This window comes from uncultured Gilvimarinus sp., from assembly GCF_963972205.1.
Taxonomy (GTDB): domain Bacteria; phylum Pseudomonadota; class Gammaproteobacteria; order Pseudomonadales; family Cellvibrionaceae; genus Gilvimarinus; species Gilvimarinus japonicus.
On sequence record NZ_CAXAUC010000004.1, the window covers coordinates 34,240 to 48,426 of the forward strand.

General features: G+C 53.2%; 12 protein-coding genes. 10 read left to right on the top strand and 2 right to left on the bottom strand.

Annotated features, from left to right (window positions below; genetic code table 11):
- The first annotated feature begins 24 nt into the window (after positions 1 to 24).
- From tagF to rimI, 7 genes are all read left to right on the top strand, one after another.
- Positions 25 to 600: a type VI secretion system-associated protein TagF gene (gene tagF, locus AACY82_RS08555; RefSeq protein ID WP_339616380.1), complete on the top strand. Its 576-nt coding sequence runs from the start codon at positions 25 to 27 to the stop codon at positions 598 to 600.
- A 123-nt stretch (positions 601 to 723) separates the two neighbouring features.
- On the top strand, positions 724 to 1,494 hold the full coding sequence (gene otsB, locus AACY82_RS08560) for a trehalose-phosphatase (RefSeq protein ID WP_339616381.1): 771 nt from the start codon (positions 724 to 726) through the stop codon (positions 1,492 to 1,494).
- Entirely contained in the window at positions 1,457 to 3,253 is a 1,797-nt protein-coding gene (locus tag AACY82_RS08565; protein WP_339616382.1) for a glycoside hydrolase family 15 protein, read from the top strand. Before otsB ends, AACY82_RS08565 begins: the two co-directional genes overlap by 38 nt.
- The gene (locus tag AACY82_RS08570; RefSeq protein WP_339616383.1) at positions 3,250 to 4,659 is read left to right on the top strand and encodes a trehalose-6-phosphate synthase; all 1,410 of its coding nucleotides are present in this window, start codon (positions 3,250 to 3,252) and stop codon (positions 4,657 to 4,659) included. Before AACY82_RS08565 ends, AACY82_RS08570 begins: the two co-directional genes overlap by 4 nt.
- A 301-nt stretch (positions 4,660 to 4,960) precedes the next feature.
- Positions 4,961 to 6,508 (top strand): 2-isopropylmalate synthase, encoded by a 1,548-nt coding sequence (locus tag AACY82_RS08575; RefSeq protein ID WP_339616384.1) that lies wholly within the window; start codon positions 4,961 to 4,963, stop codon positions 6,506 to 6,508.
- Between the two features lie 12 nt (positions 6,509 to 6,520).
- Positions 6,521 to 7,357, top strand: coding sequence for a hypothetical protein (locus AACY82_RS08580; RefSeq protein WP_339616385.1), 837 nt, complete (start codon positions 6,521 to 6,523; stop codon positions 7,355 to 7,357).
- On the top strand, positions 7,350 to 7,850 hold the full coding sequence (gene rimI, locus AACY82_RS08585) for a ribosomal protein S18-alanine N-acetyltransferase (RefSeq protein WP_339616386.1): 501 nt from the start codon (positions 7,350 to 7,352) through the stop codon (positions 7,848 to 7,850). The genes AACY82_RS08580 and rimI overlap by 8 nt, the downstream gene beginning before the upstream one ends.
- Before the next feature lie 179 nt (positions 7,851 to 8,029).
- Here the strand turns inward: rimI and AACY82_RS08590 are convergent, their stop codons facing one another.
- Positions 8,030 to 8,563 (bottom strand): response regulator transcription factor, encoded by a 534-nt coding sequence (locus tag AACY82_RS08590; RefSeq protein WP_339616387.1) that lies wholly within the window; start codon positions 8,561 to 8,563, stop codon positions 8,030 to 8,032.
- Positions 8,556 to 9,839 carry an ATP-binding protein gene (locus AACY82_RS08595; protein ID WP_339616388.1) on the bottom strand — a complete coding sequence of 428 codons (1,284 nt, stop codon included), beginning with the start codon at positions 9,837 to 9,839 and terminating at the stop codon, positions 8,556 to 8,558. Before AACY82_RS08595 ends, AACY82_RS08590 begins: the two co-directional genes overlap by 8 nt.
- A gap of 257 nt (positions 9,840 to 10,096) precedes the next feature.
- Between AACY82_RS08595 and AACY82_RS08600 the strand changes: the two genes are divergently transcribed.
- The 3 genes from AACY82_RS08600 (at position 10,097) to AACY82_RS08610 (ending at position 14,128) form a co-directional block, all read left to right on the top strand.
- Positions 10,097 to 11,446: an MATE family efflux transporter gene (locus tag AACY82_RS08600; protein WP_339616389.1), complete on the top strand. Its 1,350-nt coding sequence runs from the start codon at positions 10,097 to 10,099 to the stop codon at positions 11,444 to 11,446.
- A gap of 213 nt (positions 11,447 to 11,659) precedes the next feature.
- Complete coding sequence (gene cysC / locus AACY82_RS08605; protein ID WP_339616390.1) at positions 11,660 to 12,277, top strand: adenylyl-sulfate kinase; 618 nt, start codon at positions 11,660 to 11,662, stop codon at positions 12,275 to 12,277.
- A 267-nt stretch (positions 12,278 to 12,544) separates the two neighbouring features.
- Complete coding sequence (locus tag AACY82_RS08610) at positions 12,545 to 14,128, top strand: peptide chain release factor 3 (RefSeq protein ID WP_339616391.1); 1,584 nt, start codon at positions 12,545 to 12,547, stop codon at positions 14,126 to 14,128.
- Positions 14,129 to 14,187: the final 59 nt, after the last annotated feature.

Here is a 14,187-nt window from a genome sequence, read left to right on the forward strand (position 1 = left end):
GTGGCAGAACGCGGTGTTTCGGCTATGACCTTCGGATTTTATGGCAAGGTGCCTGCGATCGGGGACTTTGTCTCACGCGACATTTCCGCCGATCAGGTAGAGCGCCTTGATGATTGGTTTAAAGCGGGCCTTGCCTATCTCCAATCTAAACAAACTCGCTGGCTGGATGATTACTTGGTTGCACCGGTTTGGTGTTTCTTTATTCCCTCTGGCATTTGGGGAGAGCATTCATTGTGCGGGGCGTTAATGCCAAGTGTCGATCGGGTAGGGCGTTATTATCCCTTAGTCGCGGCTGGTGCGGTTTCGCAAGAGTTGCTGGCCGAACCTGTTGCTTTATACCATCGTTTGGCGGGACTCGCAGAGCGGTTGCCAACGCTTTTGCCGCATAATTTAATGCCAGACGATATCCTGGCGCTACTTCATCACGAGGACTGTGGTTGGGACAGTATTGAAGATGATTTCCGTGTGGCGGTTGAGCGTATTTTTTTGTCTACCCGCTCAAGTTATTGGTGGGTTTCAGGCCATACGGCCTCTTGTGGAATCGAACACGACGTCGCCCCCGATGAGCAATTGTTTGCGCGGTTGTTCTCTGCTTATTAAGCGTTTAGGTGTTAGTGGTCTGAGCTTGGCGCGAGATAGTATTTATGCGAGCCTATGTTATAGTCAATTCGCGTTTACATGTTTGTTCCTAACTACCCTTTCTAGCAGCTCAGAATATCGCCGATGAATATCACCCAGACAGATAATATTGCCCTATTTTTAGACTTTGACGGTACTCTGGTGGACTTTGCTGACACCCCTGAAGGTGTGATCGTTTCGCCGGTACTACGGGACGTTCTGGCACAGCTGTCGTTGCAACTTAATGGTGCGTTAGCATTAGTGTCCGGGCGCTCGATACAATCGTTAAACGCTTTGGTTGGCTTGCCGCTGACGATGGCGGGTAGTCACGGTGCTGAGTGGCGCTATGGTGATGGGGTATTGCAGAGTGCGGCCTTAAGTAACCCCGTCTTCGCCCAAGTACGTACACAATTGCTAGGTTTTGCCGACAAACACGGTTTAATTGCCGAAGATAAAGGCCATGCGGTCGCGTTGCACTACCGTACCAACCCGGATAAACAGCCTACCTTGGAGGCTTATATCGCCGATGAGTTGGGCCTTGATCAGAACCAAGAGGTACGTGTGATTAGAGGCAATTGCGTGTATGAGATCCAGCCCGTAGGGGTCGATAAAGGGGTAGCCATTGCACGGTTTATGAGCAGCGATCCTTTTACTGGGCGTCAACCGGTCTATATTGGGGATGATACGACTGATGAGGACGGTTTCGCTTGGGTGAACGCTCAGGGCGGGGTTTCTATCAAAGTTGGCGAGGGGCCGAGCTGCGCTGGCGTGCGTCTTTCTGATACTGGCGAGGTTCTTGCATTTTTGCAGTTACAGCTGGATAAGTTGAGGCAATTAGATGACAGAACGAAATTTGGAGTTGGCGCTGATCGGTAACTGCGTCATTGGGGCTTTAATCGATAAAAAAGCAGAAGTTGTATGGAATTGTTTACCTAGATTTGACGGTGAGCCGGTATTTAGCTCGCTGCTTAAAACCGATGATCCCGAGACGATCATGGGAACTTACGCTATCGATTTAGAGAACTTTAGTCATAGCGAACAGTACTATGAAAAAAACACCGCCATATTAATCACTCACCTTTACGATACGAGTGGCAATGGCGTCACGATCACAGACTTTGTTCCACGGTTTATGCAGTACGGCCGTATGTATCGGCCGATGATGCTTTCTCGCAAGTTGGCCCCCATTGGCTCTCCCAGAATACGCATTCGGTTACGGCCCGCGTGCGATGATGGCTCGCAGGGGTACCGTAAAATCCAAGGCAGTAACCACATTCGTTATTTAGGCTGTGATATGGCGCTGCGACTGACAACGGGTATGTCGGTCACGGCGATTATCGACGAAACCTGGTTTATTTTAGATGGCGAGCACTACCTCATTTTTGGCGATGATCAGTCGATTAACGAGCCTATCAAGCAACTAACCGAGCGCTTTTTAGTAGAGACTGAATCGTACTGGCTGGAGTGGTCGCGCTACTTAGCGATCCCGTTTGAGTGGCAAGAGGCCGTAATCCGTGCGGCGATCACCTTAAAACTAAGCGCTTACGAAGACACTGGTGCGATTATCGCGGCGATGACCACCTCGCTACCGGAGGCGCGCGATTCTGAGCGAAACTGGGACTACCGTTTTTGCTGGTTGCGCGATAGTTACTTCACCGTACACGCCCTTAATCGCCTTGGTGCGACCCGAACTATGGAGCAGTATTTACAATATCTTGTAAATATAGTGGCGGGGATGAGTGAAGAGCACCTTCAGCCTGTGTTCCGTATCAATGGCAGTAAACAAATGCCCGAACGTATTGCGCATAATTTGCCGGGGTATCGTGGTATGGGGCCGGTGCGTGTGGGCAACCAAGCGGCCGAGCAAATACAGCACGATGTGTATGGCGCTATTGTGTTGTCGGCCACGCAAATGTTTTTTGACGAACGTATTCGTCGACCGGGTAGTAAAGAGTTGTTTGAGCTGCTCGAAAAAATGGGTGAGAAAGCTTACACCTATTACAATCAACCCGATGCGGGCTTGTGGGAGTTGCGCGGCAGCAAGCACGTGCATACCTTTTCTAGCATGATGTGCTGGGCCGCGACAGATCGCCTTGCCAAAATCGCACGCAAGCTAGAATTGCCCGAGCGCCTTGAGTATTGGGCAACGGCCGCAAACACGATTCGCGATGCGATCGAGGAAAACGGCTTCAACAAAGAGCTTAACGCTTATACCGCCACTTGGGGTGGGGATACCATGGATGCCAGTTTATTACTGGCTTGCGAGCTGGGCTACATCGATGGTCGTGACGCTCGTTTTACCGGAACCATTGCCGAGATCGAGAAAAAATTATTGCCTAAAGGCAGCCGCTATTTATTTCGCTACGTGGTTGAAGATGACTTTGGCTTGCCGGAAAACGCGTTTACTATCTGTTCATTTTGGTATATCGATGCGCTCGCCTCGGCCGGACGCACGGAAGAGGCTCGCGATTTATTTGAAGACTTACTCTCAAAACGCAATCACTTAGGGCTGCTATCGGAAGATTTAGATCCAGAGACCGGTGAGCTTTGGGGCAATTTTCCGCAAACCTACTCAATGGTGGGTATTATTAACAGCGCCCGGATACTGAGCAAAAAATGGGAGACTGAACTATGAGTCGTTTAATTGTGGTGTCTAATCGTGTGGCCAAAAGCGATGGCGCTAACAAAGGCTCAGAGGGCGGTTTGGCGGTGGGCGTCATGGCCGCGATGGAGAAAGACGGCGGTGTTTGGTTTGGTTGGAGCGGTAAAATTGACAACCGTAATGAAGCCCCTAAAACCGAGACCCGTGGCAATATTGAGTACGTCACCATCAACCTGCGTCAGTCTGAGTACAACCAATACTATAAAGGTTATGCCAATAGTGTTCTTTGGCCGCTGTTTCATCAGCGGCCAGAGTTGATGCGCTACAGTGATACCGACTTGTCCGGTTACCTGCAAGCCAACCAAAAGTTTGCCGACGAGCTGTTAAAGATTATTCAGCCGGGCGATACCATCTGGATTCACGATTACCATTTAATCCCCTTGGGTAAAATGCTACGGGACGCGGGTATTAAAAACCCCATTGGTTTCTTTTTGCACACGCCTTTCCCTTCACTTGATTTGTTGCGCACGGTGCCCGGCTACCACAAAATTCTCAAAGGTCTGATGCATTACGATTTAGTGGGTTTTCAGACGCAGTTTGATCACATGGGTTTTTGTATGGGAATCGCTCAGGGGCTGGGCGGTGAAATTCTTAAAAACGATAAGCTGCGAGTGGGTAATTTGCATTGCACCGCGCGGGTTTACCCTATCAGTGTTGAAACCTCAGCGCTTAACGGTGCAGCGCAGGGAGGGATGCAAACTGATGAGTACCGTCGTTTGCACAGTAGCCTTGGTGATCGCAGCCTAATTATTGGTGTCGATCGGTTGGATTACTCAAAAGGACTCGTTCAGCGTTTTCAGGCCTATGACAAGCTCCTTGGTCACTACCAAGAGTTTATGCGCAAAGTGGTTTACCTGCAGATATCGCCCACTTCGCGAGGAGACGTTCAGGCCTACGGTGATTTAGCTAAGCGTATCGATCGCGAGGCAGGTCACATCATTGGCACCTATGCGGACTTTGATTGGATGCCGCTGCGTTACCTAAACCGGGGGTTTCGTCGTCGCACGATTCTGGCGATGTACAACTTGGCGCGGGTAGGGCTGGTGACGCCATTAAAAGATGGTATGAACCTCGTTGCTAAAGAATATGTCGCGGCGCAAAATCCAGAAGATCCGGGCGTGCTGGTGTTATCCGAGTTGGCCGGTGCTGCCGATGAGTTAGACGCGGCTGTCGTTATTAACCCCTACGATGTCAGCGCTATTACCGGTGGGTTGGCCAAGGCGCTTAATATGCCCTTAGATGAGCGCATAGACCGATGGCGTAAAATGATGGATGTACTGGAAGCGCACGATATTCACGCGTGGCAGAGTCAGTTTTTGGGCGACTTAAAGCAAGTAACTGGCCCTAAGCTGGTTACCTCTAGTAGCGGCGTTTCATAACTGTCGGGAGGCAGCCTCCCGTGGTTAGCGTCACCCTTGCGACAGGCAGAACTCCCTCGGGCGTCTAGCGGCATTAAATCCCGGCTGCGCCAAGGTCAAGCCGCTGGCTTGGCGCTCAGCTCAAGGTTTTTTCTGGCCTCTCCCTTCTCCGCGAGGGTTCTACTTTGGCTCTCCGTGCGCGAGCGCGCAAGGCGTAACCTCAGCATATTCATCCCTGCGGTAGGTTTCCTGCTTGTGACACCTTATAATGCGGTTATGATCCAGCCTTAAATGGCACGTAACGGCATTATCGGGAATCACCATGGCTAGCAAAGATAAACTGTATATATTTGATACCACCCTGCGCGACGGCGAACAGAGCCCTGGCGCCTCTATGACTCGCGATGAGAAAATTCGTATCGCCAAGATGCTCGAGAAGATGCGGGTTGACGTTATCGAGGCCGGCTTTGCGATAGCCAGTAAAGGCGATTTTGAGTCTATTCAGGCGATTGCCAAAGCTGTAAAAGACAGCACCATTTGCTCTTTGGCGCGAGCCGTGCCGGGCGACATCGAGCGCGCCGCTGAGGCGATTAGACCCGCCAATAGTGGCCGAATTCACACTTTTATCGCTACCTCGCCGATCCATATGCAATACAAACTAAAAATGGACCCGCCTAAGGTGTTAGAGCAGGCGGTAGCCGCGGTAAAGTTAGCGCGCAATCACACTGACAATGTCGAGTTTTCGCTGGAGGACGCCAGCCGCTCCGAGTTTGACTTTATGTGTCAGATTATTGAAGCGGTGATCGACGTCGGTGCAGGCACGATCAATTTGCCCGACACCGTAGGTTACGGCGAGCCGGGCGAGTACGGCCAAATGTTTGGGCGCCTTATTGGTAATATCCCCAACGCCGATAAGGCGATTTTCTCGACCCATTGCCATAACGATTTGGGCCTGGCCGTTGCCAACTCACTGTCGGCGGTCATGCATGGGGCGCGTCAGGTGGAATGCACCATAAACGGTTTGGGTGAACGCGCCGGTAATGCCGCGTTAGAGGAGATTGTCATGGCCGTACGCACTCGCCAAGACATGATGCCGGTCGAGACCACCATTGATGCGCAGCATATAGTACCCACCTCACGCTTGGTGAGCAGCATTACCGGGTTTCCGGTGCAGCCCAACAAAGCCATTGTCGGTGCTAATGCGTTTGCCCACGAATCGGGTATTCATCAAGACGGCGTGCTTAAGCACCGTGAAACCTACGAGATCATGCGCGCTGAAGATGTCGGCTGGAACACCAATAAACTGGTGCTGGGCAAACACTCCGGCCGCGCCGCCGTTAAAGCGCGTTTTGAGGCGTTGGGCATCACCTTTGATAACCCCGAAGCGCTAGGTGCCGCCTTTGCACGCTTTAAAGATTTGGCGGACAAAAAGCACGAAATTTTTGATGAAGACCTGCAGGCACTGGTAAGCGATGTTCGCCCGCAAGAGGTGGTTGAGGTGTACCAGTTGGGCGAGATGGAGGTGCACTCTAAAAGTGGTCAGCAGCCCAGCACCACCATTAATTTACGTATTAATGGCGAATCACACACCTGTGCGGCTACCGGCAGTGGCCCGGTCGATGCCACATACAAAGCCATAGAGAGTGCGGTAAATAGCGGCGCTACTCTTAAGCTTTACTCGGTAAATGCCATCACTCAAGGCACCGACTCGCAAGGGGATGTCACTGTGCGGTTGGAAAAAGACGGCCACATCGTCAATGGGGTGGGGGCCGATACCGATATCGTCGTCGCCTCAGCCAAAGCGTATTTGCACGCGCTTAATGTGTTGGTCGCCCCCGAGCGCTCGCATCCGCAGCGCGAAGGAATTTAACCGAGTCTCGTTATGAACGAATTGCAACGCCAGCGTTATTTGTCGGCACTGGGTATCGACACTTTTGTCCCGCGGCTGGTTTTGCCGTGTGCGCCGCCGTCGGTACCTTGTGAGCTGCCCCAGGCAGCGGTGCCCGCCGCTGCTGGCCCCGCTGTTATGGAGGCCGTGCGTCAGCCCGCGCCAACCGCAACCGCCACAGCCTCTGGTGCCAGCGGCGCCGACACCGTTGGCCAAGTGCTGCGAGACATGGGCGTTGCTAAACCCACCGCTGTGCGCAAAGAGCCACTAAAAGCGGCAGTGCCCAAGCAGCGCGAAGTACTAGAGACGATACACTTGCACTTGTGGCGCCCAGCGGATGATCTCATTGTGGTAGATCATTACCACCCGGGCGATGCATTGCCCACTCACACCCTGCTGAGCAACATGTTGCGCTTGCTCTGGCCTAACGATGTGCGGATCGACGCCGGCGAGGCAATACGCTGCCCGATTAGCGATAAAGTCGCCAGCCTTTACACCCGTGAAGATATGCAAGTTGAGTTACAGGCGTGGTTGTCTGAAGAGTTGCAAAAAACGCCCAAGGCACAGGTTTGGCTGTTAGGAGGCGAAGCGGCTAAATATTTGGTGCGCCCGTCTACCGTAAACACCAAGCAACCAAGTGATGATAAAAGCCGCGCGGCAAGCCCCGAGCTTACAGGCGTCGAACCTGAGCAACTGCACTTTAAGCGGCTGCCGTTAACGGTCGAACCATCGGCGGCGGCCGATGCATTGGTGTTGCCAAGTTTAACCGACATGCTCAACGCCCCCGAGTTAAAAAACAAAATTTGGCGTGCGGTGCACAGTAATGGTTGAAAAAAAACGGCTGCCCGATAATTTGCAGGGCTCTGGGGTGACCGACACTGGCGAGCCACTCGAGTACCGCTTGCTGGATGAAAGCTTGCTTGATGCCGTCTGCGAGCTGGAGCGCGACGCCCATACGTTTCCTTGGAGCCGAAAATTATTCAGCGATTGTTTGGGCGTTCGCCAGCCTTGTGTTGTGGTGTTTAGTCGCGGGCAGATTGTTGGTTATGCGGTCGTTAACGCGGCGGCGGGCAATGCCGAATTGCTCAATTTAGTGGTAGCCCACAAGAGTCAGCGCCAAGGTATTGCGCGAGCATTACTGCAGCATGTTATTCAAACGGTAAGTCTCTACGCGGACACTTTTTACTTAGAGGTTCGCGAGTCCAACGCCCCGGCTATTGCCCTGTATGAAGCAATTGGCTTTGTCGAAGTGGGCACTCGCCCCAATTATTATCCCGCCACCAAAGGCCGTGAAGACGCCATTATTTTAGCCTACACGTTATAGGCATTATCTACTGAAATAAAAAAGCCACCCGTGAAAACGTTGAGCACCCCATGTCATCCAGACGCCAGCCAGGGATGAGCTTCTCGCGAAGTAACGACCAATCCAGTAGCGGCAGAGTGTTTATCGGTGTAAGCGCGTCATAGCGTTTTAGATGGTGGCGCCTCGGCCTGTTGCGGGGGTTAATCTTTTACCGGCCTTTTGGTTAGCTTGCGTTGCAAGGTGCGCCGGTGCATACCCAGAGATCGCGCTGTGGCCGATATATTGCCGTTATTTTCTTGCAGTACTTTTTGGATGTGCTCCCACGCGAGCCGATCGATCGACGGCGGCCGTTCGGGGATGGTGGGTTCACGGGGCGCGCTGACACCAAATGCGCCAAGTAGCTCATCCGTATCGGCGGGTTTGCATAAATAGTTTTTGGCGCCTAGCTTTATTGCCTGTACGGCGGTGGCAATACTTGAATACCCGGTTAACACGACAATAACTATTGCCGGTTGTGCCTGTAAGAGCGAGGCAATTACTTCCAGTCCAGAGTCTGCGCCAATCTTTAAATCGACGATGGCTTGTTGATAGCGTTTAGCGTGGGCGCACTGCTGCGCGGCTGCCGCTGTGTGGGCGACGTCAGCGTGGTAGCCACGGCGCGTGAGCGAGCGTTGCAAGGTTGTCGCAAACACAGTGTCATCATCAACGATTAAAAAGTCGGCGGTGTTAGTCATGCTGCGTATCCAGCGGTAGCGTAATGGTTGTGGTGGTGCCGCCCTCGGGGCGGGGGGCCAGAGTAACGGTACCACCAAAGCGTTGAATACTGGCGTGGGTTAAAAATAATCCCAAACCCATACCGTCGGGCTTACTCGAAAAAAACGTTTTTCCCGCCGCCGTGCGCGCCGCCTCGGGCAGCCCTTCGCCACGGTCACTCACTTGCCAAATTAACCGGTTGGTCTGAATGCTGACGCGTATGGCCAGATGCTCTGGGCAGGCATCGGCGGCGTTGTTAAGCACATTGATAATCGCCTGTTCAATGGTGGCGTGAAAGCGCACTTGTCGCACGGCCAAAGTGTCTTCTAAATGAATCTCAGGCCGGGTCTCGGGGCGCAGTAACTGCCAGTGGTCAAGTAGGGTGGTGCAATACATTTGTGCAGACATAGCCGCAGGCTGGTGTAAGCGGCTTAAGTCCGAGCGTGCTCGCAAGCTTGTTAAAATTTCGGCGCAGTGGTTAATTTGGCGGTACAGCTCTTCGAGATCCTCGCCACAGGCAGCGCGCGCTTGCGCATCTTGACGTAAATCGGCCAACAGTACTTTCATGGTGCTTAACGGCGTGCCCAACTCGTGTGCGGTACCGGCCGCTTGGGTGGCTACTGCCAGCAGTTGCTCATCGCGCAGGTCTTCTTCGCGGCGGCGGTTTAATTCATCTTGCTGGAGCCGCACGGCACTTGCCATGCGCACCACAAAATAACTGATGAGTACGGCGCTTAACGCAAAATTTAGCCACATCCCCAACACGTGCCAGTTGGGGCCGCTGTTATGGTGAGCGTGCGCTTCACCTTGTGGTGCCAGCCATTGCAGCGGCACATACCAGCGCAATAATAAGCCGTATAAAACAATGCCGGCTGCGCTTACTGCCCACGCGTTTTTTGACGGTAAGGTAGCGGCGCCGATGCACACGGGTACCAATAAGTAGCTTAAAAAAGGGTTGGTGGCCCCACCGGTAAAATAAGCAATCGCCGCAACGGCTAAAATGTCGGTTAACAGCTGAGCGGTTAATTCAGTGGCGGTCACGCTTTTGGGGTGACGCAGGCGCAGCAGCGAGAAGCCATTGACGGCGGTGAGTAGCAGTAATATCGCAAGTATTGGGGTGAGTGGTAAATGCGCCACCCCGGCTTTGCTAGCCAGCGAGCTGGCAACAGCCAAAGTAAGTATCACCATCGAGCGCATCATAACCAGTTGCCGGCAATGCTCGGAGGGTGCTTTTAGCGTTAGGTAGGGTGTTTTCATGTCGTTATTATACGGGCTAGGGTTAACGCTGACAGCTGTGGCGTTTTGTCGCAGGTGACACTGCCGTTTTTGGTTAGAACGGTACAGGCGTGGCCAATGCAGCCTCAGGGGGCTCCTTTTCTCGAGAGTGACGGTATAAACGCTGCCGGGCTCGGGCTGCTATTGGTCATCCCCGTGCTTATTTGCGCGTAAGAATGCCCCGCTGGGGATGGTGTATACTGCCGCAGCCTTAAATTCACCTGCGTACAGGCCCATTTATGCCTCCCATGCCCGCGACTATGACAGAGGGCTCCGTACCCAGGCAGCTTCGCTCGCTCGCGCTGCCTATGGTGTGGGGGCTACTGGCGACCATGTCGTTTAACGTGGTGGACACCTTCTTTGTCGCGCAGTTGGGCAATACGCCGCTGGCGGCTATGAGTTTTACCTTTCCCGTGGTGATGTTGCTCACCAGTATGGGTATTGGCCTGGGTGCCGGTACCTCGTCGGCGGTGGCGCGTGGTGTTGGCGCTGGTGATTCCGGTCGCGCGCAGCGCTTGGCAACCGATGCTGTCACCTTAACCTTGCTGCTTTCGGTTACCGTTTGTCTGCTGGGCTGGCTTACCATTGACCCGCTTTTTACCTTGCTCGGCGCCTCCGCCGAATTGTTACCGCTGATTCATCAATACATGAGTGTTTGGTACATCAGTGCGCCTTGCTTGTTGGTACCGATGGTGGCCTTAGCGTCGCTGCGGGCGATGGGCTTAAGCCAGATCCAGGGCATTTTAATGGGCGGCGCGGCGCTGTTTAATGCCGCGCTTGACCCGATTTTGATTTTTGGTCTGTTGGGGGCGCCCGAGCTTGGTTTGGCCGGGGCCGCCTGGGCGACCTTGGTTACCCGCAGCATTACGTTACTGCTGGCGCTGTATATTTTGCGCGCCCGGGTAGGATTGTTGGTTAGTCCTTTTGCGCCTTGGACAAGGTTGTTGTCGTCTTGGCGTGCGGTGGTGCACGTGGGGGTGCCTGCCATGGCGGCTAATATGATCATTCCGCTGGCCAGTGCCATTGTGGTCATGATGGTTGCACGCTACGGTAACGATGCCGTGGCAGGGCTTGGTATTGCGGTGCGAGTCGAGCCTGTGGCACTTATCGCATTTTACGCGCTATCGGGGGTAATCGGCCCTTTCTTTGGGCAAAACCATGCCGCGGGTAAAACCGCTCGGCTCGCCGAGGCGCAGCGGCTGTTGTTACTGTTTTGTATAGGCTTTGGTGTGTTGCTCGCGGTTTTTTTACTGGTGTTTGGCTCGCTGATTACCGGCATGTTTACCGATCATCCTGATGTGGCGGCCGTGGCGGTGCGTTACTTGGCGATCGTCCCGATCAGCTACGGCGCCTATGGCTTGGTAATGTCTTGTAATGCGGCGTTTAATGGGTTGGGCACCCCTTGGCCGGCGATGCTGCTATCGTTGTGTCGGGTCCTGCTACTATTTTTGCCTTTGGCGGGAGTGTTGCAATTTTTTTGGGGCTTAAACGGGTTATTTATCGCCACCGCAACCACTAATGTGGTGGTTGGGGCGTGGGCCTGGCGCTGGTTGCGGCGGCAATTACAACAAGAAACTGCGTCACCATAGCGGTCTCGGCTCTTCTGGTGCCAGTGCCTTTTACCGTGGAATTGGCAGTCATAACTATTGGACGTTGTGCCATTTTGCTACCGCTTAACTTGCCTTGTTTGGTATGGTTTAGGGCTTGCGGTAGAATCCTTTTAGCATTGACACGCGGCTCCGCGATGCCGCAGCTTGGCTGCGCAGACCTTGCGTGTTGACCCGTGACGACGAGATTTGATTATGGATAAATCAACAATCCCCTATCAGTTAAAAGATATAACGTTACCCTCCAATGCCGTCTGGCACAAAAGCACGGTATGCCCGGACGACCGGGCGATGTTAATGGCGCAAGCCCCTCGCTGCATTTGGCTGACTGGTTTGTCGGGCTCGGGCAAGTCGACCGTCGCTAACGCGTTAGATGCCACGCTACACGCCAACGGTGTTAAAGCATTTTTGCTGGATGGCGACAATGTTAGGCACGGCTTAAATAAAGATTTAGGCATGACTGAGGCCGATCGCGCCGAGAATATCCGCCGGGTAGGTGAGGTGGCCAAATTAATGGTCGAGTCTGGCTTGGTGGTTATCTGCGCGTTTATCTCGCCCTACAAGCGCGACCGGCAAATGGTGCGCTCGATGTTTAAACCCGGTCAGTTTGTGGAGGTGTACTTAGACACTCCGCTTGCCACCTGCGAGCAGCGCGACCCCAAAGGCCTGTACAAAAAAGCCCGTGCTGGCGTGATCAAACAATTCACCGGTATCAGCGACCCCTACGAGCAGCCCGAGAGCGCAGAGTTACAGTTAAATACCACTGATATCAGCGTCAGCCAGAGTGTAGAGGCAATTTTAAACGTTTTATAACAAGTGCGGCGGACGTTTTTTCTCGGTAGCGGGGTTGTTATCTCAGTGTTATCCCACCAATAACCCACTGCGGTTATTGGTGGGCGATTCTATAAAAACAGGATTGGGGCGTTTTCTATGAGGCGGCCACTTTACCGCGCTAGCCAGATACTGGCGATATGCGGGCTCAGTTTGGCTTGGCAATTGTGAATTATCCCGTTTTCAGGGAGAATGGCGCGCTTACGTATCCGCCCGGAAGGGTTGCCCCAAGTCTTAAGATCTAAAACTATGTCTCACGCTGCACACCTTAAAAATATCCAAAAACGGCGCACTTTTGCGATTATCTCGCACCCTGATGCGGGTAAAACCACGATTACTGAGAAGTTGTTGCTGTTTGGCAATGCGATTCAGGTGGGTGGCTCGGTAAAAGGTAAGCGAGGGCCTCACGCGAAATCCGACTGGATGACCATGGAGCAAGAGCGGGGGATCTCGGTGACCTCGTCGGTGATGCAGTTTCCGTACAAAGAGCGCATTGTTAACCTACTGGATACCCCAGGGCACGAGGACTTCTCGGAAGATACCTATCGCACCCTAACGGCGGTGGATTCGGTATTGATGGTGATTGATGGCGCTAAGGGTGTTGAGGATCGCACCATTAAGCTAATGGATGTTTGCCGCTTGCGCGACACGCCGATTTTGTCATTTATCAATAAGATGGACCGCGATATTCGCGATCCCATTGAGGTGCTAGACGAGGTTGAAGACGTACTTAAAATTGCCGCCGCGCCAATTAATTGGCCGCTGGGCATGGGGCGTGATTTTAAGGGTGTTTATAACTTATACACGGATACTATCCATGTGTTTGCCTCAGGGCACGGTCATACCATTCCGCCCGATACGCAAATTAAAGGCATTGATAGCCCCGAGGCGAGCGAGTTACTGGGCAGCTACGCGGATGATATTCGCGATGAGATTGAGCTGGTACGCGGAGCCACCCATGAGTTTGACCTTGACGAGTACCTGGCCGGGCGCTTAACGCCGGTGTTTTTTGGTACCGCACTGGCCAATTTTGGTGTGCGCGAGATGTTGGACGGTTTTGTCGAGTGGGCACCTAAGCCCATAGGGCGCGAAACCAAAAGCCACTTTGTCGAGGCCGAGAGCAAAGCCTTTAGCGGTTTTGTCTTTAAAATTCAGGCCAATATGGACCCGCGCCACCGCGACCGTATTGCGTTTATGCGGGTCTGCTCGGGTGTCTACAGCAAGGGCATGAAGATGCGCCATGTTCGCTTGGGTAAAGACGTTAAAATCTCTGACGCGGTAACCTTTATGGCCGGCGATCGCGAGTCGGTCGAGGAGGCGGTTGCGGGTGATATTATCGGCTTGCACAATCACGGCACGATTCAAATTGGCGATACCTTTACTGAGGGTGAAGATTTAAAGTTTACCGGTATACCGCATTTTGCCCCTGAGTTATTTCGTCGTATTCGTTTAAAAGATCCGCTTAAGACCAAGGCGTTGCAAAAAGGCTTGCAGCAGCTCTCTGAAGAGGGGTCGACTCAGGTGTTTTTCCCGATGAATAATAACGATATTGTGGTTGGGGCCGTGGGTGTATTGCAGTTTGAGGTCGTGGCGTACCGTTTAAAAGACGAGTACAAGGTCGAGGCTATTTACGAGCCGGTAAGCATTGCGACGGCGCGTTGGGCCGATTGCGATGACCCTAAAAAGCTTGAAGAGTTTAAGCGTAAATGCGCCGATAACTTGTGCATTGATGGCGGCGGGCATCTAACCTATTTGGCGCCCACACGGGTTAATTTGTCGCTGGCCGAAGAGCGCTACCCAGACGTGGAGTTTCGGGCGACGCGAGAGCACTAACGCTACGGCATTGAATGCTCAGTGCCGTGCCCGCAGGCGGTGCAACACTGTTGTTTGTG

What these genes read in the sequence shown, in the direction of transcription:
- tagF (WP_339616380.1), top strand. Translation starts at nt 25, where the DNA reads ATGACCTTCGGATTTTATGGCAAGGTGCCTGCGATCGGGGACTTTGTC.
- otsB (WP_339616381.1), top strand. Translation starts at nt 724, where the DNA reads ATGAATATCACCCAGACAGATAATATTGCCCTATTTTTAGACTTTGAC.
- AACY82_RS08565 (WP_339616382.1), top strand. Translation starts at nt 1,457, where the DNA reads ATGACAGAACGAAATTTGGAGTTGGCGCTGATCGGTAACTGCGTCATT.
- AACY82_RS08570 (WP_339616383.1), top strand. Translation starts at nt 3,250, where the DNA reads ATGAGTCGTTTAATTGTGGTGTCTAATCGTGTGGCCAAAAGCGATGGC.
- AACY82_RS08575 (WP_339616384.1), top strand. Translation starts at nt 4,961, where the DNA reads ATGGCTAGCAAAGATAAACTGTATATATTTGATACCACCCTGCGCGAC.
- AACY82_RS08580 (WP_339616385.1), top strand. Translation starts at nt 6,521, where the DNA reads ATGAACGAATTGCAACGCCAGCGTTATTTGTCGGCACTGGGTATCGAC.
- rimI (WP_339616386.1), top strand. Translation starts at nt 7,350, where the DNA reads ATGGTTGAAAAAAAACGGCTGCCCGATAATTTGCAGGGCTCTGGGGTG.
- AACY82_RS08590 (WP_339616387.1), bottom strand. Translation starts at nt 8,563, where the DNA reads ATGACTAACACCGCCGACTTTTTAATCGTTGATGATGACACTGTGTTT.
- AACY82_RS08595 (WP_339616388.1), bottom strand. Translation starts at nt 9,839, where the DNA reads ATGAAAACACCCTACCTAACGCTAAAAGCACCCTCCGAGCATTGCCGG.
- AACY82_RS08600 (WP_339616389.1), top strand. Translation starts at nt 10,097, where the DNA reads ATGCCTCCCATGCCCGCGACTATGACAGAGGGCTCCGTACCCAGGCAG.
- cysC (WP_339616390.1), top strand. Translation starts at nt 11,660, where the DNA reads ATGGATAAATCAACAATCCCCTATCAGTTAAAAGATATAACGTTACCC.
- AACY82_RS08610 (WP_339616391.1), top strand. Translation starts at nt 12,545, where the DNA reads ATGTCTCACGCTGCACACCTTAAAAATATCCAAAAACGGCGCACTTTT.